The sequence below is a fragment of the Ktedonobacter sp. SOSP1-52 genome, assembly GCF_016587395.1.
The window spans coordinates 284,090-304,073 of sequence record NZ_BNJH01000006.1 but is presented as its reverse complement, the minus strand read 5'-3'; the positions used below and the strand labels follow the sequence as shown (position 1 = coordinate 304,073).

Sequence of the window (19,984 nt, the reverse complement as noted above, 5' to 3'; positions counted from 1 at the left end):
AGGGCGTGCCCTCCAACACAGCCCTCAAAAGTGGAAGAAAAGGAGGAGTTTTGAAAGGCTGGAAGACACCCTGTTGGGGAGAACGAGGTGCTAGAGCAGCGAGCGGGCACGCGCCAGGGCCACTGCCTGTGTGCGGCTGCTCGCTCCCAGCTTGCCGAACAGATGACTGACATGTTTCTTGACGGTGTCCAGAGAAATCACCAGGGTCTGAGCGATGTCCTGATTGGAGGCTCCGGATGCCAACAAGCGCAGGACTTCCTCTTCGCGTCGGGTGAATGAAATCCCCGGCGCGGAGGAGATGACCGATGGCTGCCGAGCCGAGGAAAGCGCAGGCTCAGATGTGATTGCCCCCTCTAGCGATCTGCTCGCGCCCGGCTGCTCCTGCTCGAAGGCAGCGAGCAACTTTGCGATGGAGGCCGTGGTAGAGACTGCCCACTCGTGTTGCTGGGAATGTGGGGTGAACAGCGCCTGGAGCGCCTCCTTCATCGGTTCGCCTTCATCCAGGTACACGCGCAGGTAGCCCTCTGGCTCCGTGAGAGCAAAGAGGCGCTCCGCGATCACGCGTACCTGCGCGTGCTGGCCTGCCTGGTGCAGCGCTACCAGCAACTGAGCCAGATACGTTATGGTGATCCTGACATTGGCCGGTCGATCCAGGTGTTCACTCCAGCGTTCCAACAAGTTCAATGCCTCCCGAAAGCGAAACTTCGCAAAATACACGCGGATCACGGTTGGGAAGGCATCATACAGGTTTCTGTCCCATGGCCCCTCTGGAAAAAGGACACCACTCACCCAGTCGGATGCCTCCTTGAGCTGTCCTTGCGCCAGCCACCATTGTGCTCGCAGCGTCAATAGCCAGTCTGAGTAGGTCCAATAGCGTTCGCGCTCTACCAACTGCTCCAGCTCATGCAGCGCCAGCTCGGCGAGCGACCACTCACCCCTGGCGAGTTCGACCTGTATCAAGCAGGCATATCCCATTCCGAGCACATTCAGATGCGGCCAGGCCGCGGCGTCCTGCACGATTGTGTACAGCAAGCTGTGTGCTTCCTCCAGACGGTTCCACTGGTAGAACACAAGTGCCAGGCAGATCTGGAGAAATCCTTTCAGCGGGGCATAGCCCGCGATCTGTTCGACCAGGTCGAGGGTATCCAGGCTCTCCTGATAGGCCAGGCGCAGGTGTCCTGCCTCCACTTGCGAGAGCGCCAACCATTCCCTGACCCTGCTGATCGCATAGAGGCTTGCCGATTGGCTCACCCGCTGCTTTGCGGAGAGCAGCTGCGGCACAAGCACCGCTCCCTCTTGCCGGTCCCAGTAGTGGAGGAGGAAACGGCAGAGGAGCGGGAAGATTTGCCAGATGATCTCCTCATCCTGGTCAAGCTCCTGGATCTCCTGATACAGAGCGCTTAAACGCCCATACTCCCAGGTGGCCATCGCCTCATACCAAGCCATCTCTGCGTGTAACAGGCGCAGACGCCGATGCAGCAAGGCCCCCCGAGCCTCGGTGGGAAGAACGGCGCCCGTACCTGTACGGGTGGCTACGGTCAGGCGGCTGCATTCGTCCACATGGAACGGCAAGGCACTCTCGACCCGCGCCATGAGCTGCTGCGCCTGCTGGTAGACCCGGGCCCGCTGCTCGCGGGTCGTCTGTGTAACCGTGTTGAGTAGGTAGAGGGCGGTCGTGAGCAGCAGGCGAGCGTGCTCGTGCACGAGCGGTTGGGGCAGCGCGAGTACCCAACGCGCTATCGTCTCGGCCTCCCCACGCAGCCAGAACTGCTCGACGGTTTGCTCCATCAACCGCGCTGCCATGGAGTAGTCAGCGGCGGCAAGCGCATGGGGAATGGCCTCGTACCATTGCTCCTGGGCCTCATAAAAGGCAGCGGCCCGCTGGTGCAAGAGCGGTACCAGCTCTGGTTGCGTGGTGTGGAGAACGGAGAGCAGGGCTTCGCGGAAGAGATCGTGCAGCCGATAGGTGCGCCGCTCCTCATCCTGAGGCACCACAAAGAGGTTGGCCCGCTCCAAGAACATGAGCCTCTGCTGACTGGTCGCCCTGGTCGGTGCTCCGGTTACGGCCTGGCACACGGTAGCATCCAGGTGCGAGAGGATGGCGCTGTGAAGCAAAAAGTCGCGTATGCGCTCAGGCAGACGGACCAGGATCTCCTCTTGCACGTAATCCAGGAGATAGCGCTGGCTGCCGGTCAACGCCTCAAGGTAGGCCGCGCGATCTGCGCGTTTCTGCAGGGTAAGCGCGACCAGGTACAAGCCAGCGATCCAGCCCTCGGTCCGGCTCACCAGCCTGCGCACCTCGTCGGCTTCGAGCGCAGGGGAGAGCAGCTGACCCAGATACTGGCTCGCCTCCCCCTCTGCAAAGCGCAGTTCGTCCGCACGGATCTCGGTCAGGTGTCCGCGCACCCGCAGGCGTGCAAGGGGCAGATCCGGGTCTACGCGGCTGGAGAGGATCAGATGGACGTGCTCAGGTAGATGCTCCAGGAAGAAACATATGCCCTCGTGAATGGCTGGATCACCAATCACCTGATAATCGTCCACAATCAACACGATGGGGGCAACATGCCCCTCGCCGCCTTCCAGTTCCTGGAGCAACGCCGTGAGCATGGTGGACAGTGGTGGCGGCTGGGGGGATTGCAGCAGCGCTATCGGACTTGCTCCAAAGCTCGGGGGAAAGCTGGGGCAATGGCGCAGGGCTGCGATAAGCGCGACCCAGAAGCGGGTCGGACTATTATCCAGTTCGTCCAGCGAGAGCCAGGCGACCTGGCTCTTTCGCTGACTGGCCCAGGTGGCCAGCAACGTAGTTTTGCCAAAGCCTGCCGGCGCGGAGACGAGCACGAGCCTGGTAGCTAGCGCTTCATCGAGGGTGGCAAGCAAACGCTCGCGCACCACCAGCGCAGCCAGCAAGCGCGGTGGGGAGAGCTTGCTGGAAAGGAGCGCTATCTCCTGGTCCAATGCGTGCGCGGGCTTCTGTTCGGGCAAGAGCATCCCGGCGGTCTCCTCTAAGCGAGCCAGCGAGAGGGTCTGCGTCCGTCCCAGATAGCGCTTGCGGGTGCGGCGATGGTGCGTGCGATAGGCATACCAATAGCCGCTTCCACGGGAGCGGGCTTCTTTGAGGACCGAGATCCTTCCCGCTTGCCCCTCAAAGGCAAAAGCGGCGTGTCCATCCAACCAGCGAGCAAATGCTGACGGGTCTTCTGGAAGGAAATCCTGCTCGGGTTGGCCGTGGCTATAGAGGGTGTAGTGTTTGTGCTCGTGTGACCAGATGAGCGCATGGACTAATGGTTTAGGCATCGTTTTCTTCCCTTGCCGTTGGGTATTCCATCCACCCCCAATTCCCAACACGCTGAGTATATCACACTCAAAGGTCGAACCGCGAACCAGCCTGTCAGCCTGGGCGAGGAAAGCGAGATCAATCTAGAAAAAGTGTCATCCCCACTGTGTATGATATTTTGACAATTCACAACCACAATCGACTTGTTGGAGAACAATTGACCGAGAATAGCCATTCTCGGTCAAGTCTCTCCCACACCGATGCTCCGCTTCGTTGTACACAATAGAGAAAAGGCCAAAGTTAGCTCCAAAATCTTGTCGGAGAATCTTTTGGAGAATTGAAGCAAAGGGGGAACGCATGAAGAATGGCAGCTCATCGCGGACGTGACGTTTCATGATTTGCGTCACGATTTCGCGCATCGTGCGCGGGCCGCTGGCTGGTCGAAGAGATCGCCGTCTACGCAGGGCACCAGACTAGGGATGGCGCACCCGCAATTACCACAACGGTGCGCTATACCCTACCCAGTCGGAAAGCGCACAAGGAGCGTCTGAGTGTCTTAGAGAGGCTCTGTGCAGTTCGCCTTTTTCCAGGCAGACTGCTCCTAACATGAGGGATGTCGCGAAGGCAGCAGAAAGATTGCCAAGGTTTTTTAACCTCCTATACGCTTCAAGGAGGCGCTGGTAGGCCACGTCCGTCTCGCCTGCCAGAAAGGCTTCTAGTCCGCTCATCACAACGTTGTCCGGATACAACAGGTTCTGTTCGGAAAGCAGCGATCTAGCTTGACGAGTCAACGCCAACGCGGCTTCGAGATCCCCCTGAAAAAAGACCAGCTCGGCGTGCAGTTGCAGTGCTTCCCCCAGTTGCTCCCACTGGTGTGTTGCCTCAAAGCCCTGCTTCGCCCACTGAAGAAGCCTCTCGACCTGTTCCCAGGTCCCAGGCGAACGTCGATCAGTCGTAAATGTCAACGCGAGCACATACTGAAGGCAGAGTTCCGGTTGCGCTTGCAGCAGCTTCTCTGGCAGGCGTTTGAGCCAGGAGCAGAGCAGATGATACGCATTGTGAAAGCTGTTCGGGACCAAAAACCGTCCAATGAGCACAGCCGCGCGGGAAAACTCCTCACACGCCAGTGCCGTTTCAATCGCTTCTGGGAACATCCGCTGTTGCTCATACCACTGACTGGCTTTGCTCCTCAGGGAACGGAGCGTGTCTGTCCCCAGGCGAAGCTGTGCTTCATGCTGCATGGCCTGTGCCCACAGGGCATGATGGCGATACCACTGCCGACTCTCGGAGAGGGGTTGGAGAAACAAATTCGCTCGCTCTACCTGTTCGAGCTGGTGAGCACTATCCTCTCTGCCTCTGATGGCATCGCAGAGGGAGGCACTCAAAGGATTGAGCCAGCTGGTCTTCAGCAAGAAGTCTTGCAGGTCTTCCGGCAGATTGGTGAGGATTTCTTCACGCAGGTAATCGAGCACGAAGCGCTGGCTGCCACTAAGCATGTGCACCGAAGCCGAGGGGTCCGTCTGTTTCTGGAGGAAGAGGGCGGCCAGGTGCAGGCTGGCAATCCAGCCCTCGGTGCGCGCTTCCAACAGTGTCACCTCGGCCCCCGAGAGGGCAAGTCCCATGCGCTGCGTGAGAAAGCGCTGCGTTTCTTCCCGTGTAAAGCGCAGATCGGTATCGCGGATCTCGACCAGGTGCCCGCGCACCCGCAAGCGAGAGAGAGGCAGATCCGGGTCGACGCGACTGCCCACCACCAGGTGCACATGCGGGGGCACATGCTCCAGCCAGAAGGTCAGCGAGGCATGAATGCTCGGTTCGTCGATCACATGATAGTCATCCAGGATCAGCACCAGAGGGGAGTCCTCCGCCTGTTGACCTGCGAACTCATTGAGCAGGGTAGTCAAACTGGTCGAAAGCGGCACAGAGGTGTGCAACAGGGCAAGGGCACGCGTTCCCAAAATACCATCAAACCGCGAATGAGAAACAATGGGTCCACTTCATGATGACGTTTTGACGCGAGACGTGATATAACAAGGGGAGGATCGGGAGTGAGAACGAGGCGTTGATCGTCACGCAAGCAAGGTCAATGATAAGTGAGGTACGACATGGATTCGATCGTTGAGATGGTATTTCAGCACGCGGAAAGAGGGGCGGAGCGGCCTGTTATTTTCTTTGAAGGGCAAACCATCTCCTACGGGCAACTTGCTTCTCAGGTACAATCCTTCGCGCAAGCGCTGCTGGTACAAGGGTTGCGAGAAGGTGACCGGGTGGCGCTCTTCCTGGAGAACTGTCCGGACTTTGTCGTCGCGTACCTGGGAACGCACCTCGCTGGGGGGATCGTTGTGCTGGTCAATACCCAGTATCGACAGGTTGAGCTCAGCCATATCATGAGCGATGCCGGGGTGCGCTTTTGCGTCACCGGACCAGCTGGGCGAGCCGAGTTGTCGCGCCTGGATCTGCCAGACCTCGAAACGCTGATCATCGTCGATGAGGAAGCTCATGAGGGGACGCAAGAGGCACGCGTTTCACTTTCTTTGAGCGATTTTCTGGACATGGGCGACGAGCATGACGGCACGAGAGAGTTGACCATGCCATCACCAGATGCTCCCGCAGTCATTGGCTACACCTCTGGCACGACTGGGCGGGCCAAGGGCGCGCTTATGCTTCAGCGCAATCTGCTCGCCAATATCGCCTCGCTCACTGAGGCCTGGCGCTGGACCAGCGAAGACCATCTCCTGCTCGTGCTGCCCTCTTTCATACCCATGGCCTGATGGTAGGCATGCACGGCACGCTCTACACGGGGGCGCGCGTGACCTTGCGGCGGAAGTTCGATGCCTCCAGTGTGCTAGCGAGCCTGCGCGATGACCCAAGCATCAGCCTGTTCTTCGGTGTTCCCACCATGTACTCGCGCCTGCTGGCTGAGGCCGAACGTCAGGGGGGGGGCGTGCCCCATCCACGCCTCTTCGTCTCCGGATCCGCACCGCTCAGCCCCCATCTCTTCAACGATTTCGCGCGCGTTTTCGGACAATTTATTCTTGAGCGGTACGGCATGACGGAAACGGGCATGAATCTTTCCGTCCCCTATGATGGCGAGAGGCGCCCGGGAACAGTTGGCCTGCCCTTTCCAGGCCAGGAGGCGCGCATCGTGGACACCCAAACGCGCCAGGTGCTCCCTGCTGGCGAGATAGGAGAGATCGAGGTACGCGGCCCCCACGTCTTCGCAGGCTACTGGAACCGTCCCGATGCGACCGCCGAGGCTTTTACCGAGGATGGCTGGTTCAAGACGGGGGACCTGGGCTGGCGCAGCGAGGATAGGTATTACACCATTACTGGTCGTGCCCGCGAGCTGATTATTAGCGGTGGCTACAATATTTATCCACGCGAGGTCGAAGACGTCCTAGCGACCCATCCAGGTGTCGCCGAGGTTGCCGTCATCGGGCTTCCCGATACGGATATGGGCGAACAGGTTGTCGCCGTCATCGTGCCCAGACCCAACCAGCCTCGTGATGCCAACGACATCATCGCCTACTGCCGCCAACGGCTCGCCAGCTACAAGAAACCCCGTCGCGTCGTCTTCGTTGACACGCTCCCACGCAATGCCCTTGGCAAGGTGCAGAAGCATCTGCTCGTCGCTCGCCTGGACGAACACGAGTAGCGGAGGAGGTAGCATGCCCATCTTTAGAATGCTGTGAAACCTTGCTCAGCGTTTGGAATTAGCGCTGCCTGCGAAGCTCCTGTGCTTTCTGCTGGGCTTGTTTTGCCTCTTCTCGTCGTTTGAGTTGATTAAGTACGCGCCCTTTGACAGCATAGGCATCAACATCAGTTGGATCAAGCTGAATGGCTTGCTCGAGAGCGATAAGCGCCTCCTCGTTTCGATTCAGAACGAAGAGCGTAACTCCTTTGAGCGTGTAGAAACCTCCAGAGGTGGGGTCAAGTCGAATGGCCTGCTCATAGGCCTGTAGCGCCTCTTCGTTTCGATTCAACTGAGTGAGCGTGCCTCCCTGGAGATTATAGGCGTCAACGAAAGTTGGATCAAGTTGGATAGCCTGCTCAAGAGCGATAAGCGCCTCCTTATATCGTTTGAGCTGATAGAGTGCCCGACTTTTGTTGTAGTAGGTAGTAGCGGTCGGTTCCAGCCGAATAGCTTGCTCAAGGACGGCTAGTGACTCTTTAAAACGTCCAAGCTGCGCGAGTAAAAGGCCGTAGGCCTGGTAGGAAGAAGCATCAAGAGAATTTGGGTCCAGCCGAATAGCTTGTTCAAAGGCGCTTGTTGCCTCTTTTGCTCGCCCCTGTTGAGTGAGGAGAAGAGCTTGGAGTCGATACGTGTCAGCAAAAGTTGGATCGATCTTGATGGCCTGGCCAAAGGCGGCTAGAGCCTCCTCTTGTTGTCCCTGTTCCATAAGTAAGGATCCTTTGATTTGGTACATTCCAGCGGAGGTTGGGTCGCTCTGGAGAGCTTGTTCGAGGGTAGCGAGGGCCTCCTCTCGCCGCTCAAGTTCAATGAGGGCCATAACTTTACCTTGATAAGCAGCAGTATAAGACGGATCCAAGCGAATAGCCTGTTCAAAGGCAGCCAGGGCCTCCTCTCGCCACCCAAGTTCACTCAGTGAATATGCCTGGATGAAGAACCTCCCGGCCTCCAGCCCAACAGTTGTGGGAGCTTCACGTGGATAAGGTTCTCCCACCAGGCGCTCATAGAGAACTTGCAATGCGTTAGCAACCTCCAGCATCGTGGCAGGGCGATCCTCTGGTCGAGGCTGTAAGCAACGCCCCAACAGAGCAACGAGCTCAGGGGCATCTGTGGGATCACATCATCCTGTCTCTGGTGGCTAGCCAAAGCCTCTCGGGCTGTAGCTCCCACCATCCACGTGACTTTCCCTACGAACATCTCCAGAACCGAGACGCCCCAGCTCCAGATATCTGTTTTATGGCTCAATTTCTGCTTACTTGCCTGCTCAGGTGAGCAATAGGCCGGGGTCATACCTCCCGAACTGACCAGAATACTCTCTGATATATGTTCTTCGCCTGCCAGCATACGCGCCCTCGCCAGGCCAAAATCGGTTACTTTAGCGAGACCATCCGCCGTCATCATGACATTGGCCGGTTTGACATCCTGATGCACCAGTCCCTGTTCATGGGCAGCGTGCAGGCCCCAGGCGAATTGGATAGCCACATCCAATATGCGCTCCAATGCCCGTTCTGGCCCACCTTCGTACAATTTCCGTTGGCGAATCCACTCCCGCAGGCTGCCGCCATCGATATAGTCAGCAAAGATACAAGGGATATCATCTATCATGAGCACGAAGTAGCAGGTCACAAGATGAGGATGTTCCTTCAATTTTACCCAGGTCTCCGCCTCACGAATGAAGTCCTCCTTCCCTCCTGCTCCGGCAAAGATCGTTGGCCTGGGACTTTTCAGCGCCAGGTCACGATTTGCAGCACGAAAGTGAGCTTTATAAACGGTCCCCATCCCACCTTCACCCAACTTGCTGATGACCTCGTACTGATCAAGAAGGACATCGCCAATTTTCCAGAGACCAGGAGCGCTCTTTTCTGTTTGCTTCTCCTTAGCTGGTCCCGGTTCAGTCTGGCTCTCAGACACGCTTTCCTCGGCTCGTTCAGGCGTGTCCTGGCTCTGTAGCACCACTGGTTTCGCAAGAGTAGGAGGCCGCCCCGAGGAAGTAAGCGCCTGGTTGCGATACTGCTTCAGATCAGCCTTTTTTAGAAAAGGATCAGCTTTATGGCCTCGTGGGAGCTTCACGACGGAGACTCCAGTATATTGCAGGGCGACCCAGAGAAAGCCAATACTACCGAAAAGCAAGGCCATGAAGATCAGCCATAGCCAGCTAATACTATTAGGCGAAAGACTGGGGCCAATCGCTACTCCAAGTACGAGCGCCACCACCAGCACAGCCAACGAGATCAACGCTATACGTATGCGTCTCACTTTGCGCATATGAAGGCTATCTACGCGAAATAACACCTCTTGTTGGCATGTATCACAAACAATGGTCATATTCTGCGTACCAGTCTCGGGAAGCACAAAGACGACATGCTGCGGATAAAATTTGGTGGTTGTCACACGCACTGCTGGATAATGCTGTGAATGTACCGACAACACATGATTCAGTTGCCATAAGACTGTTCCATCGGGGAAAGGTTGTAATAGCCCTTGCCTTCTCCAGAAGACATATTTGAAGAGTGCTGGAATAAACACAAGTAAGGCAAGGGCATAAAAAAGAATCGCGAGCGGATTGAGGAAACTATAGTGATTGAGTAATGATATGCCCGAGCAGGTTCCAAACATAAGAAAGACAGCGACCATAAGACTAAGCCGCTCTGGATGAGTCTTTTTCATTGATACGCTCCCAAAATAGTGTAGTGTATACATACTAATCTATTTAATGGTTTATTGCAATAAGTCCACAAAGTCCTAAATGCTCTTTTCTGTCTAAGGCAGCATATGAAAAAAGGCCCTCTCTTCTTGGGAGGGCCAACATCATCACCTGCCTACTCTTTCATAAAAATGCTCTCCCTCCAACCAGGAGCCACAGACCAGGAACTGCAAGAAGCTGAAACCGCCCTGGGGATCAATCTTCCTGAGGAAGTCAAAGCCTCATACCGCATCCACAATGGAGGAGCGCTCGTCGCTGATCCGTTCTTCTCCTCGTTTTGGGAGCTGCTCTGTTTAGAGGAGATGATTGAGCGCCAGAACTCCATAAAGAAGATGGATCACGAACTGAGGACCCAGGTTCAGCCAACTGAGCGGGTTCTGCCTCAAGGATGGCATCCTCATTGGATCCCCCTTTGCCAGCACAACACGGGAGACCTCTTGTGCCTTGATCTGGCTCCAGGGCCAGCGGGGCAGCAGGGTCAAATCATTGCGGTTGTTTGGGAAGATCTCCAGCGGCCAGTCATTGCCTCCAGTTTTAGAGAACTCCTGGCGCTCTTTGATGCCGATTTAGAAGCGGGATGCTACGGTTGGAATGAAGAGTGGGGAGCCCTTGAGCGAACATAAAATTCCCTGGCTTGGCCTGAGAGGCTCATCGCCCTTGTTCTGTTTTCCTCAGCCGTGTTCCATCCCCTTTGACGGAGGAGAGCGCGGCCCTCGTTGCCTCCGCCCCCTCAGAGACTCGGCAAGTCAAGAAAGGTGGCGGACATAGTGGAGTTTGCCATCCGGGACTATGCCTGCTATAGTAATGAACACACAAACATAGCGAAGGGAGATGCCGATACTTTATGGCCGCGAACTGGTGGGAGACACTTACCGAGCTAGTAACAACACTTGAACAAAAGCATATTGACTATACCATCCTGAACCGCGCCGCCCTCTATGCTCAGGGCGCCCTCGAAGAGGCTCCCCATGCCATAGAGATATCCATCCAATGGGATCTCTTCGCGCTCGCGCACGAGCTTCTGCCCTCAGGCTCCATAACCCACGAAGGGAATACGGCTCGCTTCTCCTTCCGCAGACAGCCCTTCCGTGTGACGCTCTCTTGCCAGTACAATACAGTCGTGGCGACCGATCCCGACCGCCTGCATATCGAACATGCAGGACGTCACTTCTGGGTCAAGGCACCAGATTATTACGTGCGCACGCTTTCCCCCGAGGATGAGTTAGTACGTGCCATCAAGGCCTACTGGTGGCGCTTACAAGAGCAAAACAATCGGTTAAACATGCAGGCCTGGAACCAGGACACCTACGAGGCCTGGCTGGCGCGCTTTGGCTCGCCCCAGGAGGCTGCGCAACGCATTCTGAAAGATCCTCGTGGACGCCTGGGCTCACTCGTACACCATCTGCCAGAGGTGCAGAGAAAGAAGATTATCAATCTGCTAGGTTCGCATGGAGCCAAGGCCATCGCCCTGGCCCAGCTCGGCGCCCGGGCTACCGTCGTCGATATCTCCGAGGAAAATGCGCGCTATGCCCGCGACGTGGCCCAGGCCGCTGGAGTCGATTTGCGTTATATTGTCTCCGATGTGTTAAGCCTGCCAGAGAGTGAGTTAGATGCCAGCTATGACCTGGTGCTCCTGGAACTGGGTGTGCTCCACTACTTCGTGGACCTGGAACCCCTCTTCAGCATTATCAAACGTCTGCTCCGCCCCGGTGGTCTGCTCCTGCTCCAGGACTTCCACCCCATCTCGACCAAGCTGATTATCTCCAAAGGCGCTAAACATAAAGTCAAGGGCAACTACTTCGACAAAGCGCTTATCACCAAACCCGTAGCCCTGAGCAAGCATCTCCCCCCAGGGGAACAGGAAAATGCTCCCATAGTTTACCAGCGTCAATGGACCCTCGGCGAGATCGTTACCGCCGTCGCCGCCTCTGGCCTCATCATCTCCTCCCTGGACGAGGAACCCAATCCCAAACTCGACGATATCGGCATCCCCAAACTCTTCACCCTCACCGCCCGCAACGCCACGCCGTAAACATGGCGCCCATGAAGAAAAAACTGTGTAAAGAAGTGTAATACTTTAACTTGTATTTCATGTTTATATTTACATTTATGAAAAATAGATGCTCTATGTTTGCAGAATACGACTGGTAAGAAAAAACAATTTCTTGCATATGTGTGATATTTCTGCCGCTGCTGACGTAGTATCTGTTACTATCCCAAATTTTTCGCTGGAGAAGCTGACGGATGAGTTCTCTACTTTATCCTCGCTGGCTCTGGCCAAAGCGCCTTCTCCATTGATGTAGCGGGTGCTTAGTAGCCATTGGCGCCTTCTCTCTCTTTCCAGAATATGTGCCTGACGTACAAGAGAGTCGTACTGCACTGCATCGTTTATTTGTGGTACTCTCACTATCTGGTAGCAAGGAGACCTGATGCAACTACACACACCAGACACCCAATCACGTACACGCATCACAACCTGTCGTTTACTCCCTCTCTTCATGGGCATCCTGATGCTCTTTGTCGCAGCCTGTGGTGGTGGCAACAACACCTCAACCAGCAGCGGCAAAGCCCCGGATGACCAGCAGATCCTGGTCAAACCCGTTGAAGGCCGCTCGGAATTGCAGACCTTTGATCCCGCGCTCGCAACCGAATCGGCGGCCATCAATGCCGTCAATATGGTCTTTACTGGCCTGGTTGAGCTCGATGACAAGCTCCAGGTACAGGACCAATTGGCAGCTTCACATTCACTGGCTGCCGATGGTGTCACCTGGACCTTTAAGCTCAAACCTGGCCTCAAGTTTAGCGATGGCAAGCCCCTGACCTCGGCTGACGTGGCCTATAGCCTGGATCGTGCCCTGGCGCCCGATCTCAAGTCTCCCGTCTCTCCCGTGTACCTCGGCTTGCTCAAGGATGCGGATAAACGCTTCAGCGGCGCCGTACCATCGCTCATCAATGATAGTATTTTGACGCCCGATCCCCAGACGGTGGTCCTCATCGCCAAAAGCAAAGCCGCTTATTTCTTGCAGATCCTGACCTATCAAACCTCGTTTGTGGTTGAGAAGAGCATGATCCAGAAGTATGGCAATAACTTTGCCGCCCATCTGAGCGAGGGCATCGGCGGAGATGGTCCCTTTAAAGTCGCCAGCTACACTCCTAACAAAGACATTGAATTTGTACCCAATCCCAACTACTACGGCCCCAAACCCAAACTCAAAAAGGTCGTCATGGTCTTCTACAAGCAGGCAGATACTGTCTATCGCGCCTACCAGGCGAACCAGGTAGACTCTTCCAGCGTGTCTTCTACAGAAATTGCCAGCGCCAAACAGTTGCCCAACGGGCAATATCATAGCATTCCGCAGCTCGATGTCGAATACTTTACCATGAATTACCTGGCGAAACCATTTGACAATCTGAAGATCCGCCAGGCCTTCGCGCTCTCAATCGACAAGGATGCCATCGCGCATAACGTCTTCAAAGACGCCGCCATCCCAACGAACCATATTGTTCCTCAGGGCATGCCGGGTTACAATGAGAACCTGACGGCTACGCATAGCGTCACCAGCACCAAAGGTAATGCGGAACTGGCCAAGCAGCTTTTTGCCGAGGGCTTAAAAGAGGAGAACCTTACCGTCTCTACCTTCCCCCAGATTACCTTTACCGTCTCCACCCTGGGTCTAACTGACTGGCGCAACGAGTTCTCCGCCGTTCAACAGATGTGGCAGAAGAACCTTGGCGTTACCGTCAAGATCCAGGACGAAGACTTCAACAAGCTGCTTGACGACCGCAATAGCACAGTGAACAATCCCAAAGGAATGCAGATGTGGGCACTCGACTGGAGCTCGGACTATCCCGATCCCCAGGACTGGCTGACCCTGATCTTCGACAAGGGCTCGCCCAAAAACGCCTTCAACTATGGGCAGAACACGACGCCTCTTGCCACGGAACAGCAGGCAAACCAGCTCCTGATGGAGCAGGCCGACGTCAATGCTGACCAGCAGGCACGCCTGAAACAGTACAACCAGGCTGAGCAGGCGCTCATCAACGATGTCGCCTGGATTCCTGTCTATCAGAGCATCTCGACACTGGTGCGCAAACCCTGCGTAGTTGGTGTCGTTGATAATCCACAGAACTTCACTCCCCCCGACGATTGGAGCAATATCTACATCTCTGACGCGACCCCCTGCGCTAATACGAAACAGTATAGCTAAGCATACGCCAGTAGCGGGCCGAAGCATGTTGCTTCGGCCCGCTACTACTTTGTAGGAGTCTGCATCACCCATTAGCGCGGCCTGGGCGGAGGTGGAGACGAAAGCGGAAGCGGATCATCACTAATACGCGGGCGCACCAGTAGGACCGGGCAAGGGGCATGATCCAGGACAAAGCGTGCTACATGTCCAACCGATTTGGGTCCCAGCGCAGGTCCACCACCGCGAGGCGAGCGGGGACAGATCACAATGAGATCAGCCTGCCATTCAGTGGCCAACTGCACGATCTCTCGCTCAGGCCGCCCTACACGCTGGAGTAACTCTACATGCGTACTATATGTGCCAAGATGCTGACGGGCCTCTGACAGTACCTCCTGTGCCAGGCCCTCCTCGGCCTGCCGCATCTGCTCATGGCGAGGCAGCATAGAACGGCTTGGGCGCAGAAAGCGCTCACGCTGGCGCTTCATATCCTCCTGTGGCCCTGTGTCGGTCACATAGAGCGCGCCAAGCGTCTTCTCCTCCGCTCTCAGCAGCGAGGCGAGCGCACCTCCAAGCTCCTCAACATTAAAGCTATCCAGGCAACAGAGTACACGCATATCTTTCCTCCCTCCATGTTCTTAGAGCAGTAGCAGCCAGATCGTCATTGCTCCGACTAGCAGCATGATTGGCGTGACGACAATGCCAACTTTAAAGTAATCCAGGCCCGAGACATCGATATTCCGACGGCGCAGGATGAGCAGCCAGAGCACTGTCGCTAGCGAGCCAACCGTTGTCACGTTGGGGCCAAGATCGCAGCCCAGGATCGTCGCAGCGATAAAACCCAAGCGCGCCGAGTCATTAGCAAAATGCACGTTATGCAAGGCCGAGGTCAACACAACCGCCATGGGCACATTATTGATCAGGTTGGTGCCAACCGCCGCACCCAGCGTACCTACTAAGATTGCACCCAGGCTAGTTCCTCCTGAAAGCTGGAGCAGACCCTGGCCAAAAAGCGCCGTGAGGTTCGTGTCCTCCATGGCGCGCACGATAATAACCATGCCCGCAATAAAGCCAAAGATCGACCAGGAGATGTGCTTGCCAGTCTCCCGCAGCGTGCTCTGCCGCCAGTATAGCGCGCCAGCCAGCAAGGCCAGCGCGCCCAGCAACGCCACCAGAGAGAGCGGCACGCGCAGAGCTGAGGCCGTCACATACGCGAGAGCCACCAACAAGAGGATCATGCAGGTATAGCGAAAATACCCCACGTGCTTCACAGACTCTTCCGCCGAGGGGAGCCGCTTGCTCTCAAAACTTCCACTGAGCTGGCGGCGATAAAGCAAGAAGAAGGCCAGGATGTTCAGAGCAATGACCACCAGACTGGGAAGTAAAAGCAGGCGCAGAAAGGTCCATAGGTCGAGCGGGGAAGTTGAGAGCACAATAATATTGATGGGGTTACTCACGGGCAGGAGAAACGAAGCCGTATCGGCAATAAAAGTGCAAGCAAAGAGAAAAGGCAGCACTGGCAGACGCAGGCGTGTGACCAGGCTATAAATAATTGGCGTCAGGATTAAGGCTGTGGCGTCATTGGAGAGAAACATAGAGATCAGGCTACCTAATAGGAATGTATTTAGGAAGAGGCGCCATACGCTCTTGCCCGAGAGACGAGCCGCCCAGGCCGCCAACCAATCAAAAAATCCGGCCACTTCGGCAAGCGCTGAGAGGCCCATCATGCCCAGGAAGAAGAGAAAGGTATTCCAATCCTCCAACAATGTCTGTACAGCATGCATGGGGGTAATCAGACCAAGCAACAGCAAGGCGGCTACCCCTATCAGGGCAACAATGGCCTCGTTTGTCTTCCAGGGACGCACCATGATGCCCACAAGCGTAAACAACATAATGCCAGCAATCAAAATTGTCCTGGCGAGAGTAGAGAGAGGGAAGAAGAAAAACATAGATAAGTTTGCCTCGATTCATATATATTTGTATGTTATACGTTCAATGCCTCCACAGATACCTCAAGAACATGCCCCAGGCTATTTTTACGCATGTTTGGTATGTGCCTGGGGTTATATGTACCTGCGAGTAAATATACTAGAAGGAGAATAGATGTAACATCTCGCTCTCATCACTTAAAGCGCATCTCAGCTATATGCTAGCTTGCGAAGAAAGAGATATTATGGCAGCCCCTCCACCAGAACAGCCGGAGCGGAACTCTCCCCACACGGCGCAATATATATTCGAAGCTAAAATACCCAGGATCACTGCGACGCTCCCTGACATTCAGCCGCTTCCCAGGACATTAGGCACTCGTGACCTGGTCGTCTTCCTTATTTTCGATATTGTCGTCCTATCGTTTGCGATGCTGATGCAGTTGGCCGGGCCATTCGCCTTACTCTACTGGCTTCTAGGCACCTGCACCTTCTTCTTGCCAGGGGCAGTCGTCTTCTACTGGCTGGCGCGACACCTGCCGGGACAGGGAAGCCCCTATGTGTGGCTCAGTAGTGTCTTCAACCCTGTCCTTGGCTTTACGATCACCTTTAGTATCTGGCTTACAAGCATGCTCTTTACTTCAACCTCGCTTCAGGAGACGATTATCTACTTCCGCATGCTCAAACCAGACTGGCTCTATACCTCCTCTCAACAGGGCCTGCTCATGATTCTTATGCTCTTTCTGGCAACGGCCATCAGTTGTCTCCCTCTGGCACGTTTAAAGCGCCTCCTCTTTATTGCTTGCCTTGGCTACGGCGCACTCTATATCATCCTGGGTGCTAGCACGCTATGGAGACTGCAGCATGGCGTGCTGTGGCTTCTTCCCTGGAACCACCCGACAACTCAGCCACTCTTGTGGCATAAGCAACCTCTATTCTATAGCTTCACGATTCTAGCCTTCCTTGGCCTGAATCATCCCCTCTTTATGGGCAGTGAGGTACGCGAGGGACAAGCGGGCCTACGCCGGGCCTCCAAATACATCTGGTGGGGGGCTGCCATCATACCTTTCCTCTATCTGCTAGCCCTGGTCGGTGCCGCCGCGTGGACACCTGTTGTGTCAAGAAATGAAACTCAGGCCGCGGTTGAACTCTGGATAAACACCTTCGGACCCGTGATAAATTTTCCCGCCACTCTCGTGTTGGGCCTTGCTGATATCTTCCAGGCAGTCATCTTTATGGTGCTTTTTTCGCGCCTACTTATCACCCTGGCTCAACATCACCGCCTACCTCCTGTCTTTGCACGCATAAACGCTTCGGGGGTCCCTGTCTTTACGATGCTAGTCCAGGCCTTCACTATCCTGGTGGTCATGGTTATAGGCTTTATATTCGTCCCCTCGCTCTTTGAAAGTGGCAATAACGTCATAGAGATCGAGCGAAATACACATGAAATCATGTTGGCAAGCTCGTTTGTTCTCTTGTTATGCTCCACATCACTATTCTTCACCTTGCCCATAATAATAAGTTTCACTAGAGGGAAAGGCAAGAGTATAGCCACCGCAGTCAACTATAAACGCCTGATGCTTATAGCAATTGCACTCCTGGGTATAGGTGCCACGCTAGTAGCTATCTGGGCAACGCTCACACAATCGTGGGTCACTGGAATCTCGAATGAGCACTGGGGAAGCATCATTCTGCTGGTCGTATTTATCATGCTGATCCTCGGCTGGCTCTGTGGTGAGATGCCCCGCCTGAGCGTCCTGTTAAGCAACCAGGAGCGCGTGACCAGTCGCGAGAAGACGCTGCGCGAACAATTGCAGGAGGCTTATCAACAACAAGGCGTTCTCTTGCTAGAGCTAGAGAAACTCTATCGCGAACAGGCATTTGCGGCAACCATTGATCCCGTGACAGAACTTCCCAATCACCGGGCCGTGATGAGCTATATTGACGCGACTCTCGTACAGGCACAAGCAGAGCATAGCGCCTTCACAATCATGTTTATTGACCTCGATCATTTTAAAAGCGTAAACGATCAATGGGGACATCGAGCGGGCGATACCATTCTCTACGAGGTTGCCCAACGCTTACATGCCAATCTGCACCAGGAAGATTTCATTGGCCGTTATGGGGGAGAAGAGTTCGCCTTGATTTGCACAAATAGTGATCTACCCAAAACCAGGAAGAGAGCCAGGCAACTCTGCACCATCCTCGCAGAGCGACCCTTCCTCTGCAGTGTTCGTGATAACACGTACAAGATTTCAGTGACTGCCAGCATCGGCATAGCCGTCTACCCAAGGCATGGTACCACACGCGACGCTCTCATAGAGCAGGCCGATCGCGCCATGTACCGGGCCAAACAGAAGGGGCGTAATCGCATCTGCTGCTCATCCTGAACAATGCGCAATCTGACACACACTCTCCCTGCTGAGCGTGTTCCCTATGGAGCACGCTACTGGCGTATGCGGCTACTGAGGCGGCGGGGCCGCACATACCTCTTACCCCACACGAGCACCGCAAGCGCGAGGAATCACGTCAAGGACTTGCGATAGAATAGGAAGGTAACAACGTTATGAGCACAAAATGGAGCAGGAATCTAGCATGGGCGGGGATTGGGCTGGGTGCCAGCCTGGCCCTGCGTACCTACATCAGACGCAGCCTGGCGCAGGATCTTCAGGGGCAGGTCGTCGTCATCACAGGTGGATCACGCGGGCTAGGTCTGGCGATGGCACGTGAGTTCGCGCGCCAGGGATGCCGCCTCGCGCTCTGCGCACGTGAGGCTAAGGCCCTGGAGGTCGTAAAAGAGGAGTTTACGCAAAAGGGCGTCGAAATCACCGAAATCTATATACAGACCTGCGATGTCAGCAAGCACGACCAGGTTGACCTCTTTGTCTCCCAGGTTCTCAATCATTTTGGACGTATCGATATTCTCGTCAATAACGCGGGCGTGATCACGGTTGGCCCACAGAAAAGTACGACTATCGAGGATTATGCAGAGGCGATGGATATTATGTATTGGGGCATGGTCAATATGACCTTTGCCGTGTTGCCCCACATGCGCGAGCGCGCCAGCGGGCGCATCGTGAATATCACCTCCATCGGCGGTAAGGTCAGCGTACCCCACCTGCTTCCCTATTCGGCGGCCAAATTTGCCGCTGTAGGCTTCTCCGAGGGTATGCATGCTGAACTGGCGCAGGATGGCATTACGGTGACGACCGTCGTGCCTGGCCTGATGCGCACAGGATCGCATATACACGCCTATGCCAAAGGCGACAAGGAGGCGGAGTATGCCTGGTTCGCGATGGGTGCGACCTATCCCTTCATCTCTATGCAGGCTGATAGAGCGGCTCGTAAGATTGTAGACGCGGCCCGCCTGGGAGAGGCTGAAGTTATCCTCTCACCCCAGGCCAAGCTGCTAGCTGGCTTCCACGGCCTCTTCCCCGGCCTGACCAGCGATATCCTCTCCGTGGTAAACCGACTCATGCCCAAGGCACCAGACGACGACGATAAAACACGGGACGCGGCACACCGCCATGTAACGCCCGTCGCCTCATTTATCAGCAAGCCCGGCGAGGTCGCCATCCACAAATTCAACCAGGAGAGCAAACAAGACTAGTACACGTGTCTATTGGTACATCTACCAAGTGACACAGAAATCTGTAGGGACCATGCAAGCATGGCCTTGTTCATGCAGGGTGAGCATATATTTCGGCGGAGAGAGTCCATGCAAGGCCCCTACAATGTGTGGATACACTCGTAGCAGTATATATAAGCGCGTGCTTTAGCAGCGCTACTACCACACAGCGTCAGGCTCAATCTACATCCACTTAATTAGAAGCTACTCAAGCTATGCTAACTACCCGTATTCACTTGTTAGTAATTGTCATTGCATGTTCACTGCTTGCATCATCAGTGAAGCCAATTTCTGTATAACTACATATACTTTTGGCCTTAATATATTAAAAGAGGGTCTCAGAAGTCTTGGGAAGTTCCCCTATAGGTATTCCTTTTTATTATATTTTTAGTAGAAATTTAGAGAAAGCTTAGTATACGTTTAGAGAAGCATTAATAATCTTATTGCTGACTTGTAAAATCGTGTCAGACATGGTAACTATTAAATTAGTTAGACCAAGGCTTCACTTCTGTTGAAGAAATAAATTTAAAGCGTAAATCGCACTTCGCGAGGCCGCTTCAAATAGTAAGCTCTACTATTAA

Annotated in this window: 11 protein-coding genes and 1 pseudogene; 6 read left to right on the top strand and 6 right to left on the bottom strand. The window is 55.0% G+C overall.

All coding sequences use genetic code 11. The annotated features are described in order from the left end of the window. Positions 1-90 precede the first annotated feature (90 nt). Together JMJ16_RS46440 and JMJ16_RS46435 are read right to left on the bottom strand one after the other, a co-directional pair. Positions 91-3,294 (bottom strand): LuxR C-terminal-related transcriptional regulator, encoded by a 3,204-nt coding sequence (locus tag JMJ16_RS46440; protein ID WP_201392710.1) that lies wholly within the window; start codon positions 3,292-3,294, stop codon positions 91-93. 474 nt (positions 3,295-3,768) lie between these two features. Beyond that, positions 3,769-5,229, bottom strand: coding sequence for a hypothetical protein (locus JMJ16_RS46435; protein ID WP_236602024.1), 1,461 nt, complete (start codon positions 5,227-5,229; stop codon positions 3,769-3,771). Positions 5,230-5,376: 147 nt separating this feature from the next. Between JMJ16_RS46435 and JMJ16_RS57630 the strand changes: the two are divergent. After that, positions 5,377-6,926, top strand: a pseudogene (locus JMJ16_RS57630) (acyl-CoA synthetase). A gap of 58 nt (positions 6,927-6,984) precedes the next feature. Here JMJ16_RS57630 and JMJ16_RS55265 read toward each other — a convergent pair. Further along, positions 6,985-7,956 (bottom strand): tetratricopeptide repeat protein, encoded by a 972-nt coding sequence (locus JMJ16_RS55265; protein ID WP_236602021.1) that lies wholly within the window; start codon positions 7,954-7,956, stop codon positions 6,985-6,987. After that, positions 7,875-9,629 (bottom strand): serine/threonine-protein kinase, encoded by a 1,755-nt coding sequence (locus JMJ16_RS55260; RefSeq protein ID WP_236602020.1) that lies wholly within the window; start codon positions 9,627-9,629, stop codon positions 7,875-7,877. Before JMJ16_RS55260 ends, JMJ16_RS55265 begins: the two co-directional genes overlap by 82 nt. A gap of 105 nt (positions 9,630-9,734) precedes the next feature. Here JMJ16_RS55260 and JMJ16_RS46420 point away from each other — a divergent pair, with 105 nt between their 5' ends. The 3 genes from JMJ16_RS46420 (at position 9,735) to JMJ16_RS46410 (ending at position 13,874) form a co-directional block, all read left to right on the top strand. Further along, positions 9,735-10,289 (top strand): SMI1/KNR4 family protein, encoded by a 555-nt coding sequence (locus JMJ16_RS46420; protein WP_201392708.1) that lies wholly within the window; start codon positions 9,735-9,737, stop codon positions 10,287-10,289. 221 nt (positions 10,290-10,510) lie between these two features. After that, positions 10,511-11,698: a bifunctional 2-polyprenyl-6-hydroxyphenol methylase/3-demethylubiquinol 3-O-methyltransferase UbiG gene (locus JMJ16_RS46415; protein ID WP_201392706.1), complete on the top strand. Its 1,188-nt coding sequence runs from the start codon at positions 10,511-10,513 to the stop codon at positions 11,696-11,698. A gap of 397 nt (positions 11,699-12,095) precedes the next feature. Beyond that, positions 12,096-13,874 carry an ABC transporter substrate-binding protein gene (locus JMJ16_RS46410; RefSeq protein WP_201392704.1) on the top strand — a complete coding sequence of 593 codons (1,779 nt, stop codon included), beginning with the start codon at positions 12,096-12,098 and terminating at the stop codon, positions 13,872-13,874. Positions 13,875-13,945: 71 nt separating this feature from the next. Here the strand turns inward: JMJ16_RS46410 and JMJ16_RS46405 are convergent, their stop codons facing one another. Both JMJ16_RS46405 and JMJ16_RS46400 read right to left on the bottom strand, forming a co-directional pair. Beyond that, on the bottom strand, positions 13,946-14,467 hold the full coding sequence (locus JMJ16_RS46405; RefSeq protein WP_201392702.1) for a universal stress protein: 522 nt from the start codon (positions 14,465-14,467) through the stop codon (positions 13,946-13,948). Positions 14,468-14,488: 21 nt separating this feature from the next. Further along, positions 14,489-15,799 carry an SLC13 family permease gene (locus JMJ16_RS46400; RefSeq protein WP_201392700.1) on the bottom strand — a complete coding sequence of 437 codons (1,311 nt, stop codon included), beginning with the start codon at positions 15,797-15,799 and terminating at the stop codon, positions 14,489-14,491. Positions 15,800-16,023: 224 nt separating this feature from the next. Between JMJ16_RS46400 and JMJ16_RS46395 the strand changes: the two genes are divergently transcribed. Beyond that, positions 16,024-18,165, top strand: coding sequence for an amino acid permease (locus JMJ16_RS46395; RefSeq protein ID WP_201392698.1), 2,142 nt, complete (start codon positions 16,024-16,026; stop codon positions 18,163-18,165). 176 nt (positions 18,166-18,341) lie between these two features. After that, entirely contained in the window at positions 18,342-19,385 is a 1,044-nt protein-coding gene (locus JMJ16_RS46390; protein WP_201392696.1) for an SDR family oxidoreductase, read from the top strand. The last annotated feature ends 599 nt before the right edge of the window (positions 19,386-19,984 follow it).

Coding starts and splice junctions, on each gene's coding strand:
- JMJ16_RS46440 (WP_201392710.1), bottom strand. CDS start 3,294: ATGCCTAAACCATTAGTCCATGCGCTCATCTGGTCACACGAGCACAAA.
- JMJ16_RS55260 (WP_236602020.1), bottom strand. CDS start 9,629: ATGAAAAAGACTCATCCAGAGCGGCTTAGTCTTATGGTCGCTGTCTTT.
- JMJ16_RS46420 (WP_201392708.1), top strand. CDS start 9,735: ATGAAAAAAGGCCCTCTCTTCTTGGGAGGGCCAACATCATCACCTGCC.
- JMJ16_RS46415 (WP_201392706.1), top strand. CDS start 10,511: ATGGCCGCGAACTGGTGGGAGACACTTACCGAGCTAGTAACAACACTT.
- JMJ16_RS46410 (WP_201392704.1), top strand. CDS start 12,096: ATGCAACTACACACACCAGACACCCAATCACGTACACGCATCACAACC.
- JMJ16_RS46405 (WP_201392702.1), bottom strand. CDS start 14,467: ATGCGTGTACTCTGTTGCCTGGATAGCTTTAATGTTGAGGAGCTTGGA.
- JMJ16_RS46400 (WP_201392700.1), bottom strand. CDS start 15,799: ATGTTTTTCTTCTTCCCTCTCTCTACTCTCGCCAGGACAATTTTGATT.
- JMJ16_RS46395 (WP_201392698.1), top strand. CDS start 16,024: ATGGCAGCCCCTCCACCAGAACAGCCGGAGCGGAACTCTCCCCACACG.
- JMJ16_RS46390 (WP_201392696.1), top strand. CDS start 18,342: ATGAGCACAAAATGGAGCAGGAATCTAGCATGGGCGGGGATTGGGCTG.